The organism is Corynebacterium sp. 5QC2CO, from assembly GCF_024580435.1.
GTDB lineage: Bacteria > Actinomycetota > Actinomycetes > Mycobacteriales > Mycobacteriaceae > Corynebacterium > Corynebacterium jeikeium_D.
Map to the genome: position 1 here is coordinate 1 of NZ_JANIKI010000008.1, position 24,912 is coordinate 24,912.

The window sequence follows — 24,912 nt, forward strand, 5'->3', positions numbered from 1 at the left end:
CCTTGTCGGTGGAAACCTCGAGCAGTGGCTCGTCGACCTCGACGGTGTCGCCGACCTTCTTCAGCCAGGTGGTGATGGTGCCTTCGGTGACGGATTCGCCAAGCTCCGGCATCTCAACGTCAGTAGCGTCGCCAGCGTCAACGTCAGTGGAGTCTTCCTCAGTCTCCTCGTTAGCCTTTACTGGCTCCTCGTCCTTCTCGACTGCGGCAGATGCCTCTTCAGCCTCTTCCTTGGCAGCCGGAGCAGCGTCTGCATCGCCAACGCGTGCGATGACTTCGCCGACGTCAACGGTGTCGTCTTCGTCGTAGAGGACCTCGAGCAGGGTGCCTGCGACTGGGGAAGGAATTTCGGTGTCGACCTTGTCGGTGGAAACCTCGAGCAGTGGCTCGTCGACCTCGACGGTGTCGCCGACCTTCTTCAGCCAGGTGGTGATGGTGCCTTCGGTGACGGATTCGCCAAGCTCCGGCATCTCAACGTCAGTAGCAGAACCGGAAGCGGCCTTCGGTGCTTCCTTCTTTGGCTCTTCAGCGTCTTCCTTCGGAGCCTCTTCCTCGGTCTCCTCAGCGGAATCGTCAGCGCCTTCCGGCTCTTCGCCCGGCTCGCCGACCTTTGCGATGACCTCGCCAACATCGACGGTGTCGTCTTCTTCAAAGAGAATCTCGGTGAGAACACCGGCGACCGGAGATGGAATTTCGGTGTCGACCTTGTCGGTGGAAACCTCGAGCAACGGTTCGTCGACCTCGACGGTGTCGCCGACCTTCTTCAGCCAGGTGGTAATGGTGCCTTCGGTAACTGATTCACCGAGCTCCGGCATCTCAATAGAGGTCGCCATGTTTGTGCACTCCTCGAAAAGTTAAGAAATCTCGTTTTAAGACGGTTATTACAAATTAGCTTACAGGTTGAAAACTCTGCTTGCCCCGTGGGCTGCGCCCGCTTTCGACTGGTGCGTGGAATAGCTCATTCCAGCCATGATTCCAGCCGGGCGGGGCGCAGTCGGATGACCGGCTACTTCGTTGCCAAATCCTCAATCACAGAGAACATCGTCCGAACCGGAACACCAGTGCCCCGCTTCGGGGTATAACCATACTCCCCGGTGGTGTTGAAGGCCGGACCGGCAACGTCGATGTGAACCCATTCAACATCGTCGCCAACGAATTCCCGCAGGTATGCAGCTGCAACGCTCATGCCGCCAAAGCGAGAGTTCGTGACATTCCGCAGGTCAGCTACCGGCGACTTCAGGGCCTCTGCTAGCTCAACTGGAATCGGCATTGCCCAACCATTTTCACCAATGCTCTGAGACAACTCTGCAACACGGTCACGGAACTCGTCGTTCCCCAGGACACCCGGGGTGCGCTCGCCAAGAGCGACTAGCTGCGCACCGGTCAGGGTGGCGGTGTCAATCAGGTGAGTCGGCTTGTCTTCGCAGGCGCGGACAATGGCATCTGCGAGTACGAGGCGACCCTCTGCGTCGGTATTCAGAATCTCAATGGTCTTACCGCCGTACTGTGTGATGACATCGCCCGGACGGTACGCCTTACCGCCCGGCATATTCTCCGCCATCGGAACGGTTGCAGTCACCGGGGTGGATACACCTAGGCGAGCAGCCAGGACGACTGTGGCAATAACAGCCGCAGCACCGCCCATATCGGAGATCATGTTCTCCATGCTGGCGCCCGGCTTCAGCGAAATACCGCCGGTATCAAAGGTGATGCCCTTACCGACCAGGCCCAGCGAATTCTCTGCTGACTCATCGCCCTTCCAGATCAGGCGCACCAGGCGCGGCCCGCGCGAGGATCCACCACCCACGGCATTGAGGCCTCCGAAACCGCCGGCGCGCAGAGCGTCGTCGTCAAGCACCTCGACCTCGAGCCCCGCGTCACGGCCCAGCGCTGCAGCAGCGTCAGCAAACGTCTCGGGGTAGAGGTGCGACGATGCTGTATTGACGAAGTCACGCGCGGTGGCAACGGCATCCACAATCGCTGCAGCGCGCTTTACGACGTCGTCATCAGCGCCCAACACAACCACCTTCTGGGTGGCCTCGTTGCTTTCTTCGGTGCTCTTCTGGCCGGAGTAAGAGTAAGCGCCCAGTGCGAAGCCCTCGGCAGCTGCCTGCGGATCGATGGCGCCGAGAGTGTTAAAGACCACCTTGGCCTTGGTCATACCCCGGGCAGCGGCGCCGCAGGCACGGCGGATGTCCTCTGCATCCAGGTCCTCAGAACCCACGCCAACGCCCGTGACACTGTCGACATCCAGGCCAGCAGGAGCAGGGATGGTGGTCACGGATTCGGCCTTAGCGCTGGCGGAAACTGCCTCAAAGGAGGCGAGCAGCTGCTCTGCAACCGAACCGATGGCCTCGGGTGCGACCAGCTCGAGACCATCCTCGCCGTCGATAAGCGCGACGAGAACCGCGTCGGCGTCCGCGGGCAGAGACTTGTCGGTAGCGATGACCACGCGAGTGCCGATAGCCGGCAGGTAATTGGACAAAACAGCGGCGTTGCGAGAGGCGCCGAGCTGTGCCGAATCATTGTTAGCGGGGACTGACATGTAGTTGCATCTCCTTGTAGTCGTACTATGTGGTACACCACCGTATCCCTATTTGCCGGTTCGTGTCCTTCACCCCTGGACAGCGGACTGACGAGCCAGCGCCACGACTATTGGAATGTACCCGCGCCTAGTGCCCGCGACGCTGACATTGCCCTGACTAACACGGTCTTTCGGGGGCGAGTATTGATACGACTCGATCCTCGACGGTTTAGGATGAAAGACATGTCTGCTTTGGAATTTGCAATCGAACGTAACCCGAATCCACTCTCTGATGCTGAGCGCGAGGAGATTCTGGCCAACCCTGGTTTTGGTAAGCACTTCACCGACCACATGGTCCGAATTGACTGGACTGCAGACAAGGGCTGGCATGACGCCAAGCTGCAGGCATACGGTTCGATTGAAATGCAGCCGTCTTCTTCGGTCCTGCATTACGGGCAGTCGATTTTTGAGGGCCTGAAGGCGTATCGCATGCCGGATGGTTCCATTGTTACTTTCCGCCCGGAGCAGAACGCTCGTCGCTTCCAGCGCTCAGCTGACCGCATTGCAATGCCGCAGCTGCCGGAGGAGACCTTCCTTGAGGCAATCCGCCTGCTGGTTGAAGCCGATGCGGCATGGGTGCCGCCAGCGGGTGGCGAAGAATCCCTGTACCTGCGTCCAATCATGTTCTCCACCGAGAGCACCCTGGGCGTGCACCCGTCGAACTCTTACACCTTCCTGCTCATCGCTTCACCTGCTGGCGCGTACTTCTCCGGTGGTATTAACCCGGTGACCGTGTGGATCTCCCACGAGTACGTGCGTGCCGCGCCGGGCGGCACCGGTGCTGCGAAGTTCGCAGGAAACTACGCAGCTTCGCTGGCGGCTCAGCAGCAGGCAGAGGAAAAGGGCTGCGACCAGGTTGTGTGGCTGGACGCTGTCGAGCGCAAGTACATCGAGGAGATGGGCGGCATGAACCTGGCGTTCATCTACCCGGATGAGACCGCTGACGCTGGCGTTCGGTTGGTGACTCCAGAGCTGTCTGGTTCGCTGCTGCCGGGCATTACTCGGGCATCGCTGCTGCAGGCTGCCCAGGATCTGGGCATGAATGTCGAGGAGCGTCGCATTTCCACCGAGGAGTGGAAGAATGATGCCACTTCCGGTGTTATGAGCGAGGCATTCGCCTGCGGTACCGCTGCTGTCATCACGCCGGTCGGTTTCGTGAAGTCCGCTGAGGGCGAGTTTGAGGTCAACGGCGGCGAGACCGGTGAGTGGACCATGAAGCTGCGCGAGCGGCTGACCGGTATCCAGCACGGCGAGGTTGAGGACACCCACGGTTGGATTTACAAGCTCGTTGAGGCTTAGTTTCGGCGTAGGTCGGCAAAGAATAATTTAATAGTGGTTACGAGAATTAGTACTTTCGCAGCCCCTGTTCAGTATTCGCTGGTCAGGGGCTGCGTTTTTGCTTTGCTGGCTCCCCAACAGCTGTGCCGTTTTCTCATGGTTCATGAATTGTTCAGATGGCATTTGTTTAGCCGTTAAAAACATCTCTAGCGTGACCGGGGTCACTGTGAAAAACTACCAACACGATTGATTTTTGTAGTTGGGAAAACAGTTTGAGGCGCTGTGATGGTGGTAGTTCAAGACTTTTTTAAAGATAGTTTTTCGTCAAGTAGTTCAAAGCGCCTAAGAGTAACCATCGTTGTCACTCTGTTGTTGGCTGCGTGGACGGTTGGGTTTAGTGCGATTCCGGCTCCGGTCGCGGCAGCCCAAGATTCGCCTTCACCGTCCGGGGTGGAAGAGCCCGCTCCTACGGGCGAAGGGGGCACAGGCAAAGCAAAAGCAGAGCTAATCATGGATCTGTCTGGCTCGATGCTTGCCGACGACGCCGGAGGCACCCGCCTCGATGCGGCAAAGCGCGCATCCACGGAGCTGATTGACTCCCTCCCGGATGATGCGCTGCTTGGCATGCTGGTTTATGGCCAGCGCGAATCCAGTGATGAATCCAACCGCGAGCGTGGTTGCCAGGACATCGAGGTGCTGTCGCCTGTCCAAAAGGTCGACAAAGAAGGCCTGAAGAGCAGGATTGCCGGATTGGAAGCTCAGGGCTACACGCCGATCGGCAATGCACTGCGTAAGGCGGCGGATGAGCTTGGCCCAGACGGTGAGCGGTCAATTATTTTGGTCTCTGACGGTATCGACACCTGCGCGCCGCCACCGGTGTGTGAGGTTGCGAAAGAATTGGCGGGGCAGGGTGTTGGTCTGACGATTCACACCGTGGGCTTCAAGGTCGATGAAGAAGCTCGCGCTGAGCTTGAGTGCGTTGCGCAGGTATCCGGTGGACAGAGCATGACTGCGGACGATGCCACCCAGCTCGCAGACCACATGAAGTTCTTAACTCAGCGGTCAGTGCAGGGCTACGAAACCACGGGTACCCCGTTCGAGTTCTCCGAGACTAAGGAAGGCGCGAAATGGCTCGGCGAGGGCAAGTACCAGACGACGCTGGTGCCAGAGGTTGCCCAGCACGATCGCACCCCGCTCTACTACCGAATCGCAGTGCCGAAGGGACACAACGCGATTGTTACCTCAAAGGTGTTAGCGAATATCGATGCTGAGGGTAAGGGCCAGCAGGATGTCCGAACTGAAGTTGACGAAATCATCAATGAAACTGGCGGAAAATGCCAGGACGACGGTCGTATGGGGTCGCTGACTGGCGCCGAAGCTAGTGCCGATTCGTGGACTCCAACTTCGGCTGATGCAAGCATTCTTGCATGGGATAGTGACCGCATCGAATCCAGTTGCGATCAAACCAAGTGGCTCGTCGCAAACAACGTGTGGGTCTATGACGGTGATTCAGTAGCGGACTATCGTGATGAACCCGTGAAGGTCGAGGTTAGCGTCCAGTTTGAGCCAGTGCTGAAGAATCAGGATGCTGACAAGCTAAATGAAGGACGGTCTTCCTCGACTGGGGACAAAGCCTACAAAAAGGCCACTTTTGGAGAGGCCAAGCCCGTAAACGGCGGCAATAACGCAGCCCAAGCGCCGGAAGTTAAATCTGGGGAAACCATCTCTGACACAATCGTGCCCGGTGAACAGAAGTTCTACAAGATCCCTGTCGAGTGGGGTCAGCGACCAGTGATTGCTGCCCGCACCAGCAATTCGGAGCGCGACAATGCCGATTCGATGGGAGTTGCCCTGCTGAATCCGTTCGAGGTTTCCGTTGCGGATGGAACGATGCACTTTTATAGGGATTCCGAGGACCTGAATTTGGCAACAGATCGTCCGATTGAGTACAACAACCGAGAATCTAATGTTGGTGGACGACCTGTAGCCAACGCCGGTTACTACTACGCGACCGTCCGAATGGCTAACTATCGCCCAGATGAAGAGGTCAGTGGTATCGATCAGCCGTTCCAGCTCGCATTCCTCCTGGACAACAAGCCAACTAAGGGGCCTGACTGGCGACCGACCGACAAGAACGGCCCGACTCCATCCGATAAGCCGATTCTGGCCAAGGGAGAGTCGGAACAGGAATCGTCAAAGGACTCGTCAGAAGACGCGTCGAAGGAATCTGACTCCTCGGATACGGATTCTCAGGCATCCGCATCCTCGTCGGACATGGAAGACGAGGGTATGAGCCCGCTGGTTATTGGCACCGTTGTGGCAGTGGTCGCCGTGTTTATTGGCATCGTCGGCGCAATCGTCTACCAGAATAAGAAGCGCAAGGAGTAGACAAACCGTAACGTAAGCTCAGGAAGCTCCTGAGCAGGGGGAGGGAGGGGAAGGCAGCAAAAGTGTGTCCGCCTGGCGTATCGCTGTGGGCACATTTTTGCTACTTAGCCACAAAAACTGACAACTCCAAGAATTATGGGCTGCAGATGTGAAACTGTGTGAGTTTATGACACTTTCAGGCCATTTCTCGGGCCATTTTTGACATAAACGCAGTCAGTAACTCGCATCGACCCGCCGCCAGCCATAACCGCAGTCAGTAACCCCACCGAACCCACACCCCACCGAACCCAAACCCCACTGAACCCAAATCTGGGAGTGTCACCCCAACAAAGAAAAGCGCGTCCCGTGCATTGCTGCGGAGGGACGCGCTTTTTTAATTAGCTGGGAGGCTAGAAGGTGTGCTCGTTCTTGGCGCCCCGGCAAACGGTCGGCGCAAAATAATTTGGGCGAGCCCCGAAACGAGCCTCCTGTACTCCGCCTTCCCGGCGGTGTGCCCTTAGAATACGTCCGCGTCAAAGCCACCGTCAATAGTTCTTTTTAAAGAAAACCCCAACGGGGGCAATGCGCGCATTTTCCCTGCTAGAACCCTATGGCAAGTACCACGGCACAGACTGCGCACGTTACCTCAATGACTGCACCAAACACGTCGCCGTTGACCCCGCCAAACCTCTTCACGCAATGCCGCGTCAGCAGCAGTGTAACGCCAAAGCTCAGTGCACAAGCGACTACGCCTACGAGCCCAACCACCCAGCCCGACACAGCGAGCAGTAGTGTCCACCAGCAGGTCACCGTGACTGTGGACTGAGTACCGGCAGTCAGAGAGCCGAAGCCACTGTTCGAAAAAGGCGGAAATCCACGCCAGCAGGCAGTCGTTGCCGCCGCGCGAGAGGCCACAAAAGGCAAGCACAGCGCAACCACACCAGGCCACACCTGGCCACCAGACCACTGCGACAGCACACTCGCCACAATCACGGCAAAAGCAGTCGTCGTCGTCAACATCGTCAACACAATGGAGCCCACGCCCATTGGGCCGGTGCTCGGATCGCGCAGCACCTCCCGCGCCCCCTCCGGCGGCTTATACGAGCCGAGGGCATCCGCCACATCCGCCAGCCCATCCAGGTGCATCGCGCGGGTCAACATCTGTGCCACCACCATAATCAGGGCGCCGCCGAGGATCGGGGTGACGTCGTAAAGCGTGGGCGTGCGTGACGACGACGTTGCGAACAGCCCCGCCGTGATGAGAACTGCACCCGCGGCAGGAACGAGCCCAGCTACTGGCAGTGCAGCGATGGCGCGACGGCCGGTAATGCGGTCGAACACGCTCGCGCCTTTGAAAGGCAGGACGGTGAGCCAGGACAGGGCAGTGGTGATGGCCTCAGCGACGGCATTGCCGTGTGCGGAGGGATCGCCGTCGAGGTTGTCCTGGTGAGACGGGCCGGCTTTGTCGGACAAGTCGATTAGTCCTTGGTGCTTACGCCTGCGTCGGCGAAGGTGGCCATGTTGCGCAGGACGGATACGCCGGACTTGACCAGCGGTAGGGCAGCGACGGCACCGGAGCCTTCGCCAAGACGCATCCCGTATTCGAGAAGTGGTTCCTTATCCAGGTGTCGGAGGGCGAGCGCGTGCGCGGGTTCTGCCGACTTGTGGCCGGCGACCCACCAATCGCGGGCGCCTGGAGCGAGCTGGTCAGCTAGCAGAGCGGCGGATGTGACAACCACTCCGTCCAAAATCACAGGAGTGCGACGCACCGCTGCTTGCGCCAAGAATGCGGCCATCACGGTCATATCCGGTGAGGAAATACGACGGAGTACCTCGACCGGGTCATTGCGCAGGCGACGCACGCGGAACATGGCATCGCGGACGGCAGCGACCTTGAGCTTCCACCCCTCGTCATCAATGCCAGTGCCTCGGCCGACGACGACCACCGGTTCGGAGTTGGTCACGGCACCAATCAGCGCTGCGGCTGGAGTGGTGTTTCCGATGCCCAGGTCGCCGGCAATGAGCAGGTCAGCGCCTTCATCAACGGCCGCGTCGGCAATCGCGATGCCCGTACGAATGGCCTTATCGACTTCCTCCTCGGTCATCGCATTCTCCCGGTCGATAGAACCACAGCTGCGACGGATACGGTATGGCCCTTCGGCATCGTGGTCGAGGGAAATGTCCACACCGGTAACAGTGGCTCCCGCGATGTCAGCGATAGCGTTCACGCCGGCACCCTTTGCCTCGATATTGGCAAGCATCTGGATAGACACCTCGGACGGGTACGCGGACACCCCGCCCTGGGCAACACCGTGGTCACCAGCGAAGACATAAACACGACAATCGTCCAGGTCACGCGGAGGGCATTCTCCCTGGCACGCCGAAATCCAAATGCCGAGCTCTTCCAACCGGCCGAGTGAGCCTGCGGGTTTAGTCAACTGCTCATGGCGCGCGCGGGCGGCCTGTTCAGTCTCTTCGTCAGGGCGTGCTACCGGTCCAAAATAATCCGCGTTCATACTCTCAAACGCTACCCGAAAACGATTTGTGTACCGACCATTGGTGCACAGTTATTCGCATTGCTAGGCAGGCCGTTATAGGGGGGGAGCGGCATGGAGTGAATCTAGCTCGCCGCCTTGACTTCCATGGGGCAGCCAGCCACAACTAGGACAACACGATCACAGATAGCTGCGAGCTGCTGGTTGAGAAGGCCAATTTCATCACGGAAAAGCCGCCCTGAGCGGTGTTCGGGAATGACACCGAAGCCCACTTCGGGCGACACAATGAACAGGTCGGAATTTGGGGGGAAGTTGCGCACGGCGTCGACAAGCGAGTGCGTCCACGGCGCGACGCTGCCCCTCGGCGCCTCCCACAGCCCCTGCGCGTCGATGATGTGCGTCAGCCAGGTGCCGACATCGTCGAGCAGCATGCGCCGCTTCGGCGACGCGAGAGCTTCCGTCGCATCGACGTCATCAACCGCCTGCCAGGTCACTCCGTGCTCTTGTGCCTGTGCTTGACGACGAATGCGGTGCTCCTCGACCCTGGAGTGAAAGTCGCTATCACCGGGCCAGGGCCGTGCTGTTGCGATGTAGTGCAACACCGTTGAGGCTGCGGCATCTGAGGCACCGCCGGTTGAGGCTGCGGCGGTGGCTAGCAGCTCGTGCTCAGCCCATGAGGACTTGCCTGAGCGGGCGCCACCGAGAACCAGAGTGCGCATGGCAGATGAGGCTACTTGATCTCGTCGCCGATGTTGACCTGCGGACGCGGAGTACGCAGACGACGCGGCTGAGAAGCGCGGGAGTAAGCATAGAAGCCCAGTCCCCAAGCTCCCTCGGTGGTCTTCGGGAAGCGCTCACGCGTCAACTTGATGGCACGGCGGCCGATGTAAATGCCCTCGATAATCAGGGCGATGATGAGAACCATCGCGATGAGAGATGCGATGTTGGCCAGCTTCGGCAGGGAAGTGCCAATCATCATAATCAGCAGCAGAATCAGCGCGAACGGGAGGAACACGTTAGCGAGGAAGCGACGGGAATCAACCCAGTCGCGGACAAACTTGCGCTCAGCGCCCTGGTCACGCGGCAGCATGTAGCGCGGATCGCCGGCGGCCATACGCTCGTCGGCAATGCGACGCTGCTCACGTCGCTCTGCTCGCTCGCGCGCCTTGGCGGCCTTGAGCTCTTCCTTGGACATGGAGGCCTTGAGCTCCTTGCGGCGCTGGCGGGCTTCCTTAGCGGTCAGCGGCGCCTCGACCGGGCCACGGCGGATGCCGCGTTCGCGCTCAACCTCGTTGCGCTTCGGAGTGGGGCGCCCCTTCTTGGGAGTAAAAGCACCGCTGTGCTTCTTCTCGGGCTGCTGAGACTCCGAAGCGGTGTCCTTGGCTCCGCTGGATGCGGTCGCGTCGGTGGCTACGTCTCCGGCGTTGGTTGCGTCAGCTTTAGTTGCGTCAGCTGCCTTGGGCTTTTTGTCATTCTTTTTCCACGGTAGATTCACGACCCCAGATTATAAGGTCTCCAAGGTGCTTCCCTAATTAGGTTGCAGGTTGAGGGCCAGGGTCCGGGGCAAGGGCGTGGTTTTTGGGGTGGCCGCAGCGTGGGGTGGGAGGGGAGAGAGTGCGGTTGTGGCGTGGGAAGCCGTGGTGCGGTTGCGAGGTGGCGGCAAGAAGAGACTTCAGAAAAAGAGAAAGAAAAAGAGAACCCAGAATTGGGAATTAAAGACTGGTCGGTAAGGTTGTGATAAATAATGACGTAGCCGACCTTGGGGTCGACTCGCATACTTAAACACTTCAACAAGGAGGACACGCGCTATGACTACTGCTCAGAGCACTGGCGTTACCCTGACCGAAGCTGCGGCTGCCAAGGCAAAGGCACTTCTGGACCAAGAAGGTGCCACCGACCTGGCACTGCGTATTTCCGTGGCTCCGGGCGGCTGCGCCGGCCTGCGCTACCAGCTCTACTTCGATGACCGCAGCCTCGACGGCGATGTCGCCGAGGTTTTCGGTGGTGTCAAGCTGGTTGTTGATCGCCAGTCGGTTCCGTACCTGTCCGGTGCCACTATCGACTTCGCTGACACCATTGAGCAGCAGGGCTTCACCATCGATAACCCGAATGCCACTGGCTCCTGTGCTTGCGGTGACTCCTTCAACTAAGTCATTAGCTGAGCAGAGCTGTTAGCAGACGCTGTAAAAAGCGTCGGATAGTAAAAGGCTCGGACCTCACTCTTGTTAACTGGGTGAGGTCCGAGCCTTTTCTTTTGGTTGCGCCGGCTATGGTGGCAGCCTGCCGGGGCAGGATGGGGTTGAGGCGCGGGGACCGTCGTAAAGCGAACTAGCGAACTAGAGCTCGACGGGGTAGTCGCGCTGCTCGATGTCTGGCGTGATGCGGTCTTCGATGAAGATGCCGTGCCAGACCATGAAGGCCAGGATGGTCCACAGGCGACGGGAGTGGTCGCGCTCGGTTGGGTGGTGCTCGGCGAGCATCTTGAGCACGGCGTCCTTATTAATGAACTCTTCGGTCTGGGACTCGCGGATGATGTCCTCGGCCCAACCGTGCAGTTCGTCGCCTGCCAGCCAGTGACGAATCGGCACCGGGAAGCCCAACTTGCGGCGGTTGAGCACGTGCTCCGGAACAATCTGCTCCATGGCACGACGCAGCGCGTACTTGGTGGTGCCGTGAGAAACACGCATGTCCACCGGCAGCGTCTGTGCAACGTCGAAGACCACACGGTCGAGGAACGGCACGCGCAGCTCCAAAGAGTTAGCCATAGTGATCTTGTCGGCCTTGACCAGAATGTCGCCACGCAACCAGGTGAACAGATCCAAGTGCTGCATCCGGGTCACCGGGTCCCAGCCTTCAGACTGCGCGTAAATCGGCGCAGTGACATCGCTGTGATCCCATTCCTTCTTGGCCCACGGCAGGACTTCCTGCAGTTGCTCAAAGTTAAAGGAACGAGCATTGCCGTAGTAGCGCTGCTCCAGCGGGGTAGTGCCTCGCTGCAGGAGCGACTTGCCGCGCATGCCCTCTGGCAGAGCTTCGCCGACCTTAGCCAGACCGCGCAGCAGGGGAGAGGGAACCTTGTCGAACGGCTTCAGCGACAGCGGCTCCTTATAAATGGTGTAACCACCAAAGAGCTCGTCTGCGCCCTCACCGGACAGTACGACCTTAACGTGCTTACGAGCCTCTGCGGCCACGAAGTACAGCGGCACCAGTGCAGGGTCAGCTACCGGGTCATCGAGGTACCACATAATCTTCGGAATCGCCCCGGCGAACTCCTCCGGCGAGACGACCTTCACAATGTGCTCGACGCCAATGGCGGCGGCGGACTCGGCAGCCACATCGACCTCGGAGAAGCCCTCGCGCTCGAAGCCAGTGGTAAACGTCAGCAGGTTCGGGTTGTGGCGCTTAGCCAAAGTTGCAATCGCAGTGGAGTCGATACCGCCCGACAGGAACGAGCCCACCGTGACGTCGGCACGCATATGCTTCTCGACGCTGTCCTCCAGCGCACGGGCAATGCGGTCAAAAACATCCTGCTCAGCGCCCTTAGCCACCGGCTGAATCGGGAAATTCGGCTTGAAGTAGCGGGTCTGCTTAACTTCGCCACCAGGCGTAACGATGGCAGTGCAGCCCGACTCCAGGCGGACGATGTCAGTGTGCAGAGACTCCGGCTCCGGGACGTACTGCAGGTCGACGTAGTGCTCCAGTGCCCGCTTATTCAGCTTCTTCGCATCGATGCCCATCTCCGGCGCTGCCTCGAGCAGGGACTTCTTCTCAGATCCGAAAATCGTGCCGCGCTCGGTGGTGGCGTAGTAGAGAGGCTTAATGCCGAACGGATCGCGCGCCAGGAAAAGCTTGCGCTCAACGCTGTCCCAAATAGCAATGCCGAACATGCCGCGCAGGTGCTTTACGACGTCGGCTCCCCAGTGGTGGAACCCAACGACGATAGGTTCACCGTCGCCGGAGGTATTAAAGGCGTAGCCTTCCTTCTCGAGCTGCTCGCGAAGTTCGACGAAATTGTAGATTTCGCCGTTGAAGGTCATGGAGTACCGATTCGGCTGATTCTCTGGTCCCCACTGCAGCGGCTGGTGGCTGTGGGCAATATCAATAATGGATAGGCGGTTGAAGCCGAAAACTGCGTCCTCATCGTGCCACGTGCCTGCATCGTCAGGACCGCGGTGCCGCATGCAGGGCAGAGCCCTTTCGACAACGGGAACGAGCTCCGCTGCGTCAGAATTTGCAGTCAGGATTCCGAGAAGACCACACATGCTTCGTGCGCGCACCTTTCGCTTAGTGTCACTTAGTGGATTTCGACGACTTCGTAGCTAGCGGTTCAGTGCGATTGGCTGTCGCCTGAACCGGTGGCCGTGAAGGACCGCCGCGTGGCTGAGTAGTTGGGTTGAACCCCAGATTGGCGCCACATAGAAATGCTGCACCTACTTTAATGCCTTTTGGGGAAAAGGGAGAATGTCTTAGTTCGCCGTGTCTACGTCTCGGGGCGGGGTTACGTGGAACGGTGTGTGCGTCAGCTCGTGGCGCAAACACTAAAAAATTCATAGACTTGGGAGCGTCAACAGGGTGTAACTGGTGAGAATGCCACCCCCGATAGGCGGGTCTTTCTCAGTATTTTATTAGGGCAGATATACTCAAAGGCACCCCACAGCCATATTTATTGTGGAGAAAGCTTAAGAATCGACTACTCTGCTTGGGTAGGACGAAACCTTAATCGGTTATCGAAAATTGTGTGGATCAGGAAGGCAGACACACGTGAATCAGCGTAGAAAGTTCGGAGTCGCCCGTAAGCTCGGCGTCCTCGGCGTTGCCGCCGGTAGCGCAGCCTTGCTTGCCGGCTGTGATGTTAATCCTCCGGAGAACGGCTTCTTTAAGCTGCTCCGCTTTGGTTGGCCGGAAGGTGTTACCCCGGAAGCGCAGTCCATGGGTAACTTCTGGGTTTGGACCTGGGTTGCAGCTTGGATTATCGGCATCATTGTTTGGGGTTTCACCTTTTACTCGATGGCAAACTTCACAGCTAAGAAGGCTGAGAAGAAGGGCAAGGGTGAATTCCCGCGCCAGACTGCATACAACGTTCCGGTTGAGTTGTCTCTGACTATTCTGCCGATTCTGATCGTGATGACTCTGTTCTTCTTCACCGTTCAGACTCAGGACAAGGTGACTGCCCTGGATAAGGATCCGGAGGTCACTGTCGACGTCACCGGTTTCCAGTGGAACTGGAAGTTCGGTTACGCCAACATTTCCGCTGACCTGATGGGTGGCGAGGAATACAACGGTCGTATTGAGAAGCCGGCTGATGAGCAGTTCTTCACCGAGGGCGGCCACGAGGTTCCGTCCGCTGAGGATCGCGCAAAGCAGAAGGAGTACCCAGTTCACGGTCGCTCCAAGGAGAGCCTCGACTACCTCCACTATGACGAGATTGAGACTCTCGGTACCACCGAAGAGGTTCCGGTTCTCGTTGTTCCGGAAGACACTGCAATCCAGTTCGACCTCGCGTCTGCTGACGTGATTCACTCCTTCTGGGTTCCGGAGTTCCTCTTCAAGCGCGACGCGTTCCCGCACCCGGAGGCCAACAAGTCCAACCGTGTCTTCCAGATTGAGAAGATTGACTCGGAGAAGATGGCTAACCGCCCGGAGGACAACCCGAGCGACAAGGTCAAGAACGCATTCGTCGGCCGTTGTGCTGAGATGTGTGGTACCTACCACGCAATGATGAACTTCGAGATTCGTGCTGTCTCCCGCGAGGCATTCACCGAGTACATCAAGTTCCGCCAGGAGAACCCAGAAGCTACTAACGCTGATGCTCTGAAGCACATCGGTGAGCCGGCATTCGCAGTCTCCACTTCGCCGTTCAACTCCGGTCGTGTCGACACCCGCGACATGGGTGACCGTGGTGCTAACACCATTGATCTGAACGCGACCGCCAAGTAAACCCAGCAAGATTCTTACCTAAAGGAAGTTCTCAAATGAAGTCTGCAGCAAAGCTCTTCTACGGACTTACCGTGTTCCTGGGGTTCATGGCTGTCGTCTACATCTTCGGCACTCAGTACCTCCAGGACACCGGTAACGTCATCAACGAAAGCCAGGGTCGCCTCGAGTGGGCTGGCGCAACCGGCCTGGTCCTCGCAGCTCTGATGACTCTGATGCTCGGTGGATACTTCCACTTCACTGAGCGCCGCTCCGACATCACCCCGGCTGACTTCGAAGAGGCAGAGATTGCCGACGGTGCAGGTACCCTCGGTTTCTTCTCCGCTAGCTCGATCTGGCCGTTCGTGATGACCATGGGCATCCTGCTCATGGGATACGGCATCGCATTCATGGCCTACTGGCTGATTGTCCTTGGCGCGGTAATCCTGATCGTCTCCAGCACCAAGCTCAACACTCAGTACATCACTCCGCCGGAGAAGCACTAGTCCGAGTGCAATCAGACTGAACCACAGTCGTAGATAACCGAAAAGTCTCTCCCACTAACAAGGGCGTTAGTGGGAGAGACTTTTTTGTTTGGACGAGTGGGAGGGGAATCCTAACCGGTGCTACTTCGCCGGTTAGGATCCTTCGTCGGTATGTGATTCCGCATCAAGCGAATTCGACGGGTTTCTGCCCCTTAGGTAGTTCGATGACCTCACCGTCAGTCACCTGCAGATGACGCGCTTCGAGCGAGTTGATCATGCGGTGATCGTGGGTAATCACAATAATTGTGCCCTCTGCAGATGCGATCGCGTCTTGGACCTGCTCGATCAGATCCACACTCAGATGGTTCGTAGGCTCGTCGAGCAGCAAGATTTCCGGCGGGTTGGCTACGACCAACGCTAACGCCACCCGGCGCTGCTGGCCGATGGAGAGGCTTCCTACCGGTCGATTGGCATCCTCGGGGCTAAGCAACCCAAAGTCGTCGAGAGGCACGCGGGCATTGGGCGCAAGGTCGTACAACTCACGGGCGGACTTCTTTGGGTTTTCCCAGTCTTGTTCCTGAGCCAGCATGGAAACTCGACAATTCTCGCCGATACGCACCTCGCCAGCCTGCGTCTCTACCTGCCCCATGATGGTCTTAAACAAAGTAGATTTGCCGGCCCCATTAGGGCCAGTGATAACGACCTTGTCTCCGGGACGAATAGTCAGTGAACCAACCCGAATTCGATCTGGGACGACCACACCGCGCATCTTGATGTGAAAATCTTCATCGCTCCCCGAAGCAGCGCGCTTGGTCGGTAGGGGTGCGGTCAACGGGGCATCAAAGCCCAGTAGCGCCGGTGGACGCTCCACACCTTCCTCAATGAGCTCATCCAGCCGCTGCTTAGCCGAACGCACGCGGCGCGCGATTTGCCGCTCTACTCGACCGCCACGGCGGTCATAAGCCATCTTGTTATTGTCCGTCATTGCCCGGCCCGGTGAGACCTCACGAGCGCCATTCTCAATGGTGTCTTCCAACCGATTGCGTTCATGCTCCTCCGAGCGCCACTGATGCTCCCATAGCTCACGCTGGTGGCGACGGTACTTCGCGTAGTCGGAGTAATTACCACGGAACAGCCCAATACCAGGGCGACCCGGCACCAAGTCTCCAATTACAGTACAAACGGCATCCAGGAAGTCGCGGTCATGTGTTGCCACCACAACCACTCCAGGGTGGTTCTGAATGGTGTCAATCACGAGCTGGCGACCGCGTTCATCGAGATGGTTGGTGGGCTCGTCGAGAAGCAAAATCTCTGGCTTTCGAATGAGCGTAATCGCGAGCCCCAGCCGCGCCCGTTGCCCGCCGGAAATCTCCGTGGTTAGTTGCTCTGTCAGGGGAGCGCCGTCCGGAGCAGTACCGGTCAGGCCGAGGTGGTCGAGCACAATCTCCGCGTTATGCTCGGCGTTCCAGTCATCGTGAGCCATGACGTCCGAGAAGGCCTTCGAATACGCCTTCTCTGCCGCCTCAGACTCATCTGGGGTCTCTGCTAAGGCCATCGCCTCAGCAGCCTCTTCTAACTCCGCTAGACGACGTTTCGAGGGGCCGAGGGCCTCATCGATAAGCATCTGCACCGTGGAGTCGAAAGGAGCTTCCAGCTCCTGAGAGCCGAGCACACGCGTGCCAATATGAGTCACTGTACCGCTCGTGGGCCGACGACGGCCCGACAGCAGCCAAAGAAGAGTGGACTTGCCGGCTCCGTTGTCTCCAACCAGACCGAGGACATCGCCGTCGGAAAGCGTGAGCGAGACATCGCGCAAAACAGGCGTGGCCTCGTAGTCGAAGTTGACACCGTTGGCGACAAGCTGTGTGGCGTTGCTCGAGAGATCGGTGGTGGGGGAGGGACTGGTAGACATATGTTCATTTTAGTACTGGTAGACAGCAGATTTGGTATCCGACATATGTGGGGGTCAAGACGAGCGGGGAAGAATCTGGGGAACAAAAAACCACCCCGGTCGACATCCGAAGTGGATGCGGACCGGGGTGGTCTTATTTGAGCGCAGTAGAAAACCTACCGCGGAATTTTACTGCTCGAGCTGGCGACGCTCTTCAGCGTTTTGAGCTTCGAGGTCACGGAACATCTGAGCCTGCTGCTCGTGGTTCTCGTGCTCGATACGAGCTGCCTCTTCGGCAATCTCCGGGGAGTCCGGGCTGAAGAAGCTACCGCGACCCGGGCTCCCAGCGGCGCCCAGTTCGTTCATGGTCTTCGGGACGTAAGCACCCTGGTACTCGAGCGGAACGGCGTGGCCGTGCTCGTCGACCGGACCCAGTGGCTGGTGGACCTCGATGAAGGAACCATCAGGCAGCTGGTTGATGACGCCCGTCTCAATGCCGTGCTCCAGGACAGCGCGGTCAGAGCGCTGCAGGCCGATGCAGATTCGGTAAGTGACGAAGTAAGCAATCGGAGGCAGGATAATCAGACCGATACGGCCAACCCAGGTCATCACGTTCAGCGAGATCTGGAAGTGGTATGCAATCAGGTCGTTACCACCGGACAGAGTCAGCAGGGTGTAGAAGACCAGAGCCATGGCACCCAGGCCAGAGCGAACCGGCACGTCGCGCGGACGCTGCAGCAGGTTGTGGTGGGCGTCGTCGCCGGTGATCTTCGCCTCGATGAACGGGTAAGCGAAGAGCAGGACAACCAGAACACCACAGAGCAGGGCGACCCAGAAGACTGCCGGAATCGTGTAAGAGCCCAAGTAGAGCTCCCACGGCGGCATGACACGGGCAGCACCGTCAGTCCACAGCATGTAGATATCCGGCTGGGAACCAGCGGAAACCTGCGACGGGTTGTACGGGCCAAGGTTCCAAATTGCGTTGATCTGGAAGATACCAGCGAACAGCGCCAGGAAGCCGAACGTAATCAGACCGAAGGAAACGGACTTGACTGCGAAGATCGGGAGAATACGAACGCCGACGACGTTGTTCTCGGTACGACCTGCGCCAGGGAACTGGGTGTGCTTCTGGTACCAGACCAGAGCCAGGTGAGCGGCAATCAGACCCAGCAGCAGAGCCGGGAGAATCAACACGTGTGCAATGTACAGGCGCGGGATGATCATGTCACCCGGGAAGTCGCCGTTGAACATCATCCAGTGCAGCCAGGTGCCGATAATCGGCAGACCAATGATGATTGCGGACATAATACGCAGACCAACACCGGAAAGCAGGTCGTCCGGCAGGGAGTAACCCATGAAGCCCTCTGCCACGGACAGCAGCAGGAGGATGGAGCCGATGACCCAGTTAGCCTCACGCGGCTTGCGGAATGCGCCGGTGAAGAAGATGCGGAACATGTGCGCCATGATGGACACGGCGAACAGCAGAGCACCCCAGTGGTGAATCTGGCGAATGAACAGGCCACCGCGAACCTCGAAGGAGATCTGCAGGGCGGTCTCGTAGGCGCGAGACATCTCGACACCGTTGAGCGGCGCGTAGGCACCGTCATAAATGACCTTCGACATCGACGGGTCGAAGAACAGAGTCAGGTAAACACCCGAGAAAAGCAGGACTACGAAGGAGTAGAGTGCAATCTCACCCAGCAGGAAGGACCAGTGGGTAGGGAATACCTTATTGAGCTGCTTACGCATGCCGCCAGACAGGGTGTAGCGGTCATCCATATTCTTAGCAGCGGTTGCTAGTTTCGTTGGATTACTCATGACTGACGCTCCCAGAATGCCGGACCGACGGGCTCAATGAAGTTGCCCTCTGCGTACATGTAACCTTCTTCGTCAACGCTGATCGGCAGCTCTGGAAGAGCGCGAGCAGCTGGACCGAAGACCGGCTTGCCGTAGTGCAGTGCATCGAACTGCGACTGGTGGCATGGGCAGAGAATACGGTTCGTCTGCTGTTCGTACAGAGAAGTCGGGCAACCGATGTGTGTACAAATCTTCGAGTAGGCGAAGTAGTCGCCGTAGTGGAAGTCTTCCTGACCCTTGCGCAGAATTGCCTTTTCAGCGTCCTGAGAACGCAGACGGATCAGCATGACCGAGTTGCGGGAGCCGTGAATCGAGTGCATGTGTGCCTCGTAGACATCAGCATCCTTGGAGTACTTGTCGCCGTCGTTGACGTCCTCCTCTGGAAGCGGGAAGACGGTCTCCATGGCACCTGCGGACAGGTCCTCTGGGCGGAGGCGAACCAGGCGGGAAACGCCCTTGGTGGTGTAGCCGTGTACGCCCTCTTCAGCGATAGCGCCGGTGTCGCGACCCAGGTAAACCTTGTGGCCCTTCTCGACGAGAGTCCAGCCGGTGGTCCACAGGGTGCCGTCACCAGTGACGTCAACGTCGTGGCGTGGCTTCCACGGGTTCTTAATCATGCCGCCAAGCGGAAGGATCATGCCGATACCAGCCAGGACGGCGCCGGTACCAAGGAGGCCCTTGATAGCGGAGCGACGACCCAGGGTGGAGGTCTGCCAAGAATCGTTCAGCAGGGCAACGATGGTCTTCTGGTCGACCTCTTCGGACGGACCATCGTGGCGGCGCTGAACCGAAATCTCTTCCGGAATGAAGCGCTTGGTGAACTTAACTGCACCAATACCCAAGGTGACGATGCAGCCACCGATGGTGATACCCAGCAGTGGGGTGTACATGGTGTACAGCCACAGACCCTCTTCGCCGTGACCCTTGTAGTGCCACGGGTAGAACAGGTAGATGGCGATGAATGCCAGGCCAAGAATGACCGACAGTGCCAGCCAGATGGTGACACCACGAGCCGCGCGCTTTTCAGCCGGGTCGTTGGCAATCGGGAAGCGTTCCTTGCGGTAAGCAATGGTCACGTCATCGAGTTCAGCACCCAGACGAGCGAGATCCGCATTGCTCATCTTCGACAGCTCTTCGGAGCTGTACTTCTTGTTTTCGTTATTACTCATCGGCGGGATCCAATCCAAAGAGCGGCCGCTACGAGAGCGACAATGCCTACAATCCACATGACAAGGCCCTCAGCAACTGGGCCGATGCCACCAATGCCCCAACCACCCGGGGTCGGAGTTTCCTTGGCGTTCTTGATGTAGGCGATGATGTCCTTCTTCTCGTCAGCAGACAGCTGGCGGTCAGAGAACTTCGGCATATTCTGCGGGCCGGTCAGCATGGCCTGGTAGATCTCCTGCTCGTTTGCAGGATCCAGGACTGGTGCGTACTTACCGCTGGACAGTGCGCCGCCACGACCGGTGAAGTTGTGGCAGGATGCACAGTTCAGGCGGAACAGCTCGGAACCGCGAGCAACGTCAGCCTTGTCAAGCTCACCGTTCGGGCCGGCGTTCTTACCGCGCAGCGACTCCATAGCGATGGAGCCGTCCTCGTCGCGGACGATGCCGGCGCCGCCACCATTAGCCTGGACGTAGGCTGCGATAGCCAGCGTCTGCTCTTCGGAGTAACGCGGGGTCTTACGTGCTGCCTGAGCCTCGTTGCGGAGCATCGGCATACGACCGGAGTGAACCTGGAAGTAAACCGAGCCTTCGCCGACGCCAATCAGCGACTTGCCGCGGTCCTTAACGCCCTGAAGGTTGGCGCCGTGGCAAGTAATACAAGCAACGTCGTAAAGCTCCTTGCCCTGCTGAATCATTGCGGCTTCATCCTGCTGAGCAGTAGCCGTCTGTGCATCAGGGGTCAGAGCATTAGCGAGGAAGCCCGCGCCGGTGAGGGCGAGAGCCATAGCCATAATGCCGGAGGCAGTACGGCGCATCTTGCGGCGGCCCTTTGACTTCGGGGCCGCAGCCAAGGACGTGGTGTCCTTGGTTTCGGAGGTAGTGTTTTCCATCTTTTTCCCTTTAAGACTGTTCGTGGAAAGTGGATGGGCTGTAGGCCGTACTAAACAAAGGACGGCCAATACGGCCTACTGGATGAAGTAGATGGTGATGAACAGGCCAATCCACACGACGTCGACGAAGTGCCAGTAGTACGAGACCACGATGGCAGCAGTGGCCTGTGCCGGGGTGAACTTCGCCTTGGAGGTACGGATAAGCACCACAACGAAAGCCAGCACACCCGCGAGGACGTGGGCTGCGTGGAATCCGGTGGTGATGAAGAAGACCGAACCGTAAATGGAGTTCTGAATGGTCAGACCGTGGCTAACCAGGGTGAAGTACTCGTAAGCCTGGCCGACGAGGAAGATTGCACCCAGGGCGGTAGACAGTGCGTACCACTTACGGAGTGCGAAAACGTCGCCACGCTCGGCCGCGAACACGCCCCACTGGGCAGTGAACGAAGACGACACTAGGATCACGGTGATCAATAGTGCGTACGGGACATTGAGGTGGCCGGTACCCCAATCCCACGAATCGCCCTGGCCGTTCGCGCGTGACACGAAGTACATCGCGAACAGACCGGCGAAGAACATTAATTCCTGAGACAGGAACACAATCGTGCCGACACTGACCATATTTGGTCGGTTCAGTGTCGCAGCACGACGTGGTGCTGTCATACCTTGATTTTCAACTGCGCTCGTCACAACTAACAGTATGTACTGTTCTTAAGGAGTAGTCACGTTGCAACCCCCGTTTTTGTATAAAAATTCCTAAAATCCCAGGTCGCGAGGAAAGGTTTCTGAGAATTTCACTAATTTTTCCCCCTGTTGGGAACTTTCCGGTGTCTTTATCCGACGCGGGTCAATTCGAGGGTTTTGTTGTGCCGAGGTGCGCGGTGTCCATCCCCCTGGACTGCCAGGTTCACCTTCGGCGAACCTGGGTTAGCGATACTGCGGCATCGGCTGCCGGTTAGTTTATCGCAGGTTCGGCTCTATTTAATATCGTATTTTTCCAGTTGCCCCAATGGGGGTGAGATTTTCGGCGAACGCAAAAGGTGGACCTGGTGATGCGCTGGATATATGGGGGAGGTATCTTGTCTTATTACGTACATCACGGTGGGATTTTCCAGAAAGCCGCGTGATGTGGTGCACCTGGTGGGTGGAATAACCAGCAGCACCGAGGTGCAGTTGTATTAATAAAGTACGAGTACAGACTTGACTATCTAGTGGAAGGGAGTGGCGATGAGCGAGATCGGCGATAAGAGGGCGGTCGAGAACTGGCGCCATGTTCTCTCCACGATTGGCGCTGGCCGCGAAGTTTCCGGTGAGGGCATTCGATTCGCCATGGATCAGATCATGTCCGGTGCTTCCGGAGACGTGCAGACCGCAACGTTTGCTTTCGGTCTCCTCGCCAAGGGGATTACGGCTGCCGAGCTCGATGCTGCAGCTGAGGGCATGCTTTCATTTGCCCGCCCAGTTCATGATCCACAGCTCGCCGGTGTTATTGAGCGCGGTGCAGTCGATATCGTCGGCACCGGTGGTGATGGCGCAAATACCGTCAACATCTCCACGATGTCCATGATTGTTATCGCTGCCAGTGGCGTGCCGGTGCTCAAGCACGGTAACCGCGCGGCTTCCTCGAAGTCGGGCGGCGCTGACATGCTGGAGGCCTTTGGCATCGACATTGAGGACGGTCTCGTTACTTCCCCGGAATATCCGGATTTCTACGTGCGCTTCCTCTTTGCCGCTCGCTTTCATCCGGCCATGCGCTTCGCTGGACCGGTGCGCAAGGAGCTAGCGGTTCCGACAGTCTTCAACCTGTTGGGGCCGCTGACGAATCCAGCACGCCCGCAGGCGAGCTTGATTGGCTGTGCCTTCGAAGATCAGATGGAGACGATGGCGGACACCTTCGCCCGCCGTGGTCAGCGCGCGCTGGTGGTTCGCGGCAGCGATGGTCTCGACGAGATTACCGTTACTGGCCCCACCAAGGTCTTTATTGTGGAAAACGGTGGAGTTGCCGAAGATGTCATCGATCCACATGACTATGGCATGGAGTACTCCGAAATTGACGCGCTGCGTGGCGGCGACCCTGCTTACAACGCTGATGTTGCACGTCGCATTTGGGCTGGCGAGCTCGAAGGTCCGATTCGCGATGCAGTCATCCTTAACTCCGCCGCCGCAATTGCCATTTCGCGTGGTCTGGGTGGCCGTCCACTGAAGGAAGCTATGGCCGACTCCATTCAAGAGGTTAAGGAAACACTCCAGTCGGGGCTGTGCTTGGACATCCTTACCGCGGCGATGAAGGGTTAAGGTTCGCGTCGCGCTTCACGACGTGCTTGCTGCGCGTCAATTGCCCACTGAAGGTATTTTCCTGCGCCCAGCCTAGGGTAGGAAAACTCGCCTCCGGTGGGCTTTATTCGTACCTCCGGGCGCTGCAGCCATTTCCAGATAATACTGAGTTCATCAATTGATGCTCCTTTATATAAGGAGTCATCTGGAGTGACCGTTTGGGCGGAGCTCTCCATGAGGTCGATGATGTAGTTCATATCCGCGCCACGTGGTGCAGTGCTGGCGCCGGCCAACTTGCCATAGCGAATTTCCGCTAGATGCCAGCCGCCATTGCCATCGGGGAAAGCGGCCTGCAGAGATGGGATGGCGGCAAGCATGCTCAGGCGCTGCTGCTTGTCCAGGCTGATAATGAACTCCGCAGTGCGGTCACGCTGCACTGCCGCGCGTTGGAAGCGGTGTGCTTCGGCAAGTGCTGATATCTCTGCAATCATGTCTGCGATCTCGTCGGCACCGGTGGTAGAGATCCGGGTGGTTGTTATCGCAAAGTCGTCGTTAAGCGCGGAGAACCTGTCACGGATGGCAGTAGCAGTGTCGCGCGTGCGGAAAGGGCCTAGGCTGCGGGCGTCGGTGACTGCCCGGCTAATCTTGGCAGGCCGACCTGGGCTAGTGGGGACGATGTACCAGCCGCGGGTTGGTTCGGTGCGTTGTCGGTTGTAGGGCGGACGGAGTGCAGAAATCAGACGAGCCTCGCGGATTTCTGCAGCAAAGCCGTGCGGGCACTCGATAATCTCGACGCGTTCGGCTAGAGAGACCATTTCCGTAATCTTGCGACGAGAATCAGTGCCGTTGAAATACTGCAGAAGTCTACGTCGCAAATCGAGAGCTGTACCTATATATAAGGGGTCGTCATTTCTTGACCGAAAAACATAGACACCAGGGGTGTGCGGAGCTCCATCGGCAAGGTGCCGTTTAGCACGAACCTCTGGAGCGACGGTGGGCGAGTAGTGCACTAGCTCGGACGCTGTTTGTACTTCATCGCCAGCTAGTCTCTCCATGAGGTAGTGAAGGACATCGACGGTTGCGGTTGCGTCGTCAAGCGCCCGGTGGGTGGGGCGATTCGGAGAACCGACGTACCGTGCGAGCTGTGAGAGCTTGAAACTGCCAACTTGTGAGCGGTTAAGGACGCGACGCGCCAACGTGAGAGTGTCTACGACACTGGGGCTTGGCCAATCTAGGCCCAAATCTGTGCAGGCCTGGCGGAGGAATCCAATATCGAACTTGGCATTATGCGCAACCCAGACGCTTCCCCGGGCAAATTCGAGGAACTCAGTAATAACTGTGCCGAGCTGTGGGGCAGTTTCAACATCGGCGGTAGTGATGCCGGTGAGAGATGTGATGTGGTCGGGGATCTCCATGCCGGGGTCGATGAAGCTGGAAAAGGTGCCAATTGTCTTACCGCCACGGGTTTTGACGGCTCCAATTTCAATGATGTGGTCGTTCTTGGCCTTCAACCCGGTCGTTTCTAGGTCTACGACGACAAAGGTGGTGTTGAAAAGAGAATCATCGACGGTGCCTTCGAGAGGGAAGTGCTGTTGTCCTGAATTCACGTCAATAATCCTATTCTGAGCGCTCCTAGTGGTGTTAAAACTGTGAAACTTGAGCAAATTGAGCTACTGCAAGCTGGAGTGTGACATAAAACACGTTTGGAGTCCG

19 protein-coding genes are annotated in these 24,912 nt (G+C 58.1%); 6 read left to right on the top strand and 13 right to left on the bottom strand.

Annotated elements, in window-relative coordinates:
* Together NQ014_RS07650 and NQ014_RS07655 are read right to left on the bottom strand one after the other, a co-directional pair.
* A partial coding sequence (locus NQ014_RS07650) for a biotin/lipoyl-containing protein (protein ID WP_306438545.1) occupies positions 1–832 on the bottom strand: 832 nt, incomplete at its 3' end.
* A gap of 173 nt (positions 833–1,005) precedes the next feature.
* Positions 1,006–2,544, bottom strand: a complete 1,539-nt coding sequence (locus tag NQ014_RS07655) for a leucyl aminopeptidase (RefSeq protein ID WP_257074602.1) — start codon at positions 2,542–2,544, stop codon at positions 1,006–1,008.
* Between the two features lie 222 nt (positions 2,545–2,766).
* Between NQ014_RS07655 and NQ014_RS07660 the strand changes: the two genes are divergently transcribed.
* Positions 2,767–3,882 (top strand): branched-chain amino acid aminotransferase, encoded by a 1,116-nt coding sequence (locus NQ014_RS07660; protein ID WP_257074603.1) that lies wholly within the window; start codon positions 2,767–2,769, stop codon positions 3,880–3,882.
* Positions 3,883–4,371: 489 nt separating this feature from the next.
* Complete coding sequence (locus NQ014_RS07665) at positions 4,372–6,249, top strand: VWA domain-containing protein (protein ID WP_257074604.1); 1,878 nt, start codon at positions 4,372–4,374, stop codon at positions 6,247–6,249.
* A gap of 579 nt (positions 6,250–6,828) precedes the next feature.
* Here the strand turns inward: NQ014_RS07665 and NQ014_RS07670 are convergent.
* From NQ014_RS07670 to NQ014_RS07685, 4 genes are all read right to left on the bottom strand, one after another.
* Entirely contained in the window at positions 6,829–7,701 is an 873-nt protein-coding gene (locus NQ014_RS07670) for an adenosylcobinamide-GDP ribazoletransferase (RefSeq protein WP_257074605.1), read from the bottom strand.
* 5 nt (positions 7,702–7,706) lie between these two features.
* The gene (gene cobT / locus NQ014_RS07675) at positions 7,707–8,744 is read right to left on the bottom strand and encodes a nicotinate-nucleotide--dimethylbenzimidazole phosphoribosyltransferase (RefSeq protein WP_257074606.1); all 1,038 of its coding nucleotides are present in this window, start codon (positions 8,742–8,744) and stop codon (positions 7,707–7,709) included.
* Between the two features lie 104 nt (positions 8,745–8,848).
* Positions 8,849–9,442, bottom strand: coding sequence for a bifunctional adenosylcobinamide kinase/adenosylcobinamide-phosphate guanylyltransferase (locus NQ014_RS07680; RefSeq protein ID WP_257074607.1), 594 nt, complete (start codon positions 9,440–9,442; stop codon positions 8,849–8,851).
* A gap of 11 nt (positions 9,443–9,453) precedes the next feature.
* Positions 9,454–10,218 (bottom strand): DUF3043 domain-containing protein, encoded by a 765-nt coding sequence (locus tag NQ014_RS07685; RefSeq protein ID WP_257074609.1) that lies wholly within the window; start codon positions 10,216–10,218, stop codon positions 9,454–9,456.
* Between the two features lie 313 nt (positions 10,219–10,531).
* Between NQ014_RS07685 and NQ014_RS07690 the strand changes: the two genes are divergently transcribed.
* Positions 10,532–10,873 (top strand): iron-sulfur cluster assembly accessory protein, encoded by a 342-nt coding sequence (locus NQ014_RS07690; RefSeq protein ID WP_005512007.1) that lies wholly within the window; start codon positions 10,532–10,534, stop codon positions 10,871–10,873.
* Between the two features lie 186 nt (positions 10,874–11,059).
* Here NQ014_RS07690 and asnB read toward each other — a convergent pair whose 3' ends face one another.
* The gene (gene asnB, locus NQ014_RS07695; protein WP_257074610.1) at positions 11,060–12,985 is read right to left on the bottom strand and encodes an asparagine synthase (glutamine-hydrolyzing); all 1,926 of its coding nucleotides are present in this window, start codon (positions 12,983–12,985) and stop codon (positions 11,060–11,062) included.
* A 499-nt stretch (positions 12,986–13,484) separates the two neighbouring features.
* Between asnB and NQ014_RS07700 the strand changes: the two genes are divergently transcribed.
* Complete coding sequence (locus tag NQ014_RS07700; RefSeq protein ID WP_257074611.1) at positions 13,485–14,660, top strand: cytochrome c oxidase subunit II; 1,176 nt, start codon at positions 13,485–13,487, stop codon at positions 14,658–14,660.
* Between the two features lie 35 nt (positions 14,661–14,695).
* A complete protein-coding gene (locus tag NQ014_RS07705) occupies positions 14,696–15,142 on the top strand; it encodes a cytochrome c oxidase subunit 4 (RefSeq protein WP_048732551.1) in 447 nt (148 codons plus the stop codon).
* A gap of 163 nt (positions 15,143–15,305) precedes the next feature.
* Here NQ014_RS07705 and NQ014_RS07710 read toward each other — a convergent pair whose 3' ends face one another.
* The 5 genes from NQ014_RS07710 to NQ014_RS07730 all read right to left on the bottom strand — a co-directional run bounded on the left by NQ014_RS07710 (position 15,306) and on the right by NQ014_RS07730 (position 21,615).
* The gene (locus NQ014_RS07710) at positions 15,306–17,033 is read right to left on the bottom strand and encodes an ABC-F family ATP-binding cassette domain-containing protein (RefSeq protein ID WP_257074612.1); all 1,728 of its coding nucleotides are present in this window, start codon (positions 17,031–17,033) and stop codon (positions 15,306–15,308) included.
* Positions 17,034–17,201: 168 nt separating this feature from the next.
* Positions 17,202–18,830, bottom strand: coding sequence for a cytochrome bc complex cytochrome b subunit (locus NQ014_RS07715; protein WP_257074613.1), 1,629 nt, complete (start codon positions 18,828–18,830; stop codon positions 17,202–17,204).
* The gene (locus NQ014_RS07720; RefSeq protein WP_257074614.1) at positions 18,827–20,038 is read right to left on the bottom strand and encodes a ubiquinol-cytochrome c reductase iron-sulfur subunit; all 1,212 of its coding nucleotides are present in this window, start codon (positions 20,036–20,038) and stop codon (positions 18,827–18,829) included. Before NQ014_RS07720 ends, NQ014_RS07715 begins: the two co-directional genes overlap by 4 nt.
* Complete coding sequence (locus NQ014_RS07725; protein ID WP_016423027.1) at positions 20,035–20,925, bottom strand: c-type cytochrome; 891 nt, start codon at positions 20,923–20,925, stop codon at positions 20,035–20,037. The genes NQ014_RS07720 and NQ014_RS07725 overlap by 4 nt, the downstream gene beginning before the upstream one ends.
* A 75-nt stretch (positions 20,926–21,000) precedes the next feature.
* A complete protein-coding gene (locus NQ014_RS07730; RefSeq protein WP_088611596.1) occupies positions 21,001–21,615 on the bottom strand; it encodes a heme-copper oxidase subunit III in 615 nt (204 codons plus the stop codon).
* A gap of 537 nt (positions 21,616–22,152) precedes the next feature.
* On the opposite strand from NQ014_RS07730, the gene trpD reads away from it, so the two are divergent.
* Positions 22,153–23,220, top strand: coding sequence for an anthranilate phosphoribosyltransferase (gene trpD / locus NQ014_RS07735; protein ID WP_257074615.1), 1,068 nt, complete (start codon positions 22,153–22,155; stop codon positions 23,218–23,220).
* On the opposite strand, the gene NQ014_RS07740 is transcribed toward trpD, so the two are convergent.
* Positions 23,217–24,806, bottom strand: a complete 1,590-nt coding sequence (locus NQ014_RS07740) for a DEDD exonuclease domain-containing protein (RefSeq protein ID WP_257074616.1) — start codon at positions 24,804–24,806, stop codon at positions 23,217–23,219. The two genes, trpD and NQ014_RS07740, sit on opposite strands and share 4 nt — an antisense overlap.
* Between the last annotated feature and the right edge of the window lie 106 nt (positions 24,807–24,912).

What these genes read in the sequence shown, in the direction of transcription:
- NQ014_RS07690 (WP_005512007.1), top strand. Translation starts at nt 10,532, where the DNA reads ATGACTACTGCTCAGAGCACTGGCGTTACCCTGACCGAAGCTGCGGCT.
- NQ014_RS07660 (WP_257074603.1), top strand. Translation starts at nt 2,767, where the DNA reads ATGTCTGCTTTGGAATTTGCAATCGAACGTAACCCGAATCCACTCTCT.
- trpD (WP_257074615.1), top strand. Translation starts at nt 22,153, where the DNA reads ATGAGCGAGATCGGCGATAAGAGGGCGGTCGAGAACTGGCGCCATGTT.
- NQ014_RS07720 (WP_257074614.1), bottom strand. Translation starts at nt 20,038, where the DNA reads ATGAGTAATAACGAAAACAAGAAGTACAGCTCCGAAGAGCTGTCGAAG.
- NQ014_RS07710 (WP_257074612.1), bottom strand. Translation starts at nt 17,033, where the DNA reads ATGTCTACCAGTCCCTCCCCCACCACCGATCTCTCGAGCAACGCCACA.
- NQ014_RS07725 (WP_016423027.1), bottom strand. Translation starts at nt 20,925, where the DNA reads ATGGAAAACACTACCTCCGAAACCAAGGACACCACGTCCTTGGCTGCG.
- NQ014_RS07715 (WP_257074613.1), bottom strand. Translation starts at nt 18,830, where the DNA reads ATGAGTAATCCAACGAAACTAGCAACCGCTGCTAAGAATATGGATGAC.
- NQ014_RS07705 (WP_048732551.1), top strand. Translation starts at nt 14,696, where the DNA reads ATGAAGTCTGCAGCAAAGCTCTTCTACGGACTTACCGTGTTCCTGGGG.
- asnB (WP_257074610.1), bottom strand. Translation starts at nt 12,985, where the DNA reads ATGTGTGGTCTTCTCGGAATCCTGACTGCAAATTCTGACGCAGCGGAG.
- NQ014_RS07665 (WP_257074604.1), top strand. Translation starts at nt 4,372, where the DNA reads ATGGATCTGTCTGGCTCGATGCTTGCCGACGACGCCGGAGGCACCCGC.
- NQ014_RS07655 (WP_257074602.1), bottom strand. Translation starts at nt 2,544, where the DNA reads ATGTCAGTCCCCGCTAACAATGATTCGGCACAGCTCGGCGCCTCTCGC.
- NQ014_RS07680 (WP_257074607.1), bottom strand. Translation starts at nt 9,442, where the DNA reads ATGCGCACTCTGGTTCTCGGTGGCGCCCGCTCAGGCAAGTCCTCATGG.
- cobT (WP_257074606.1), bottom strand. Translation starts at nt 8,744, where the DNA reads ATGAACGCGGATTATTTTGGACCGGTAGCACGCCCTGACGAAGAGACT.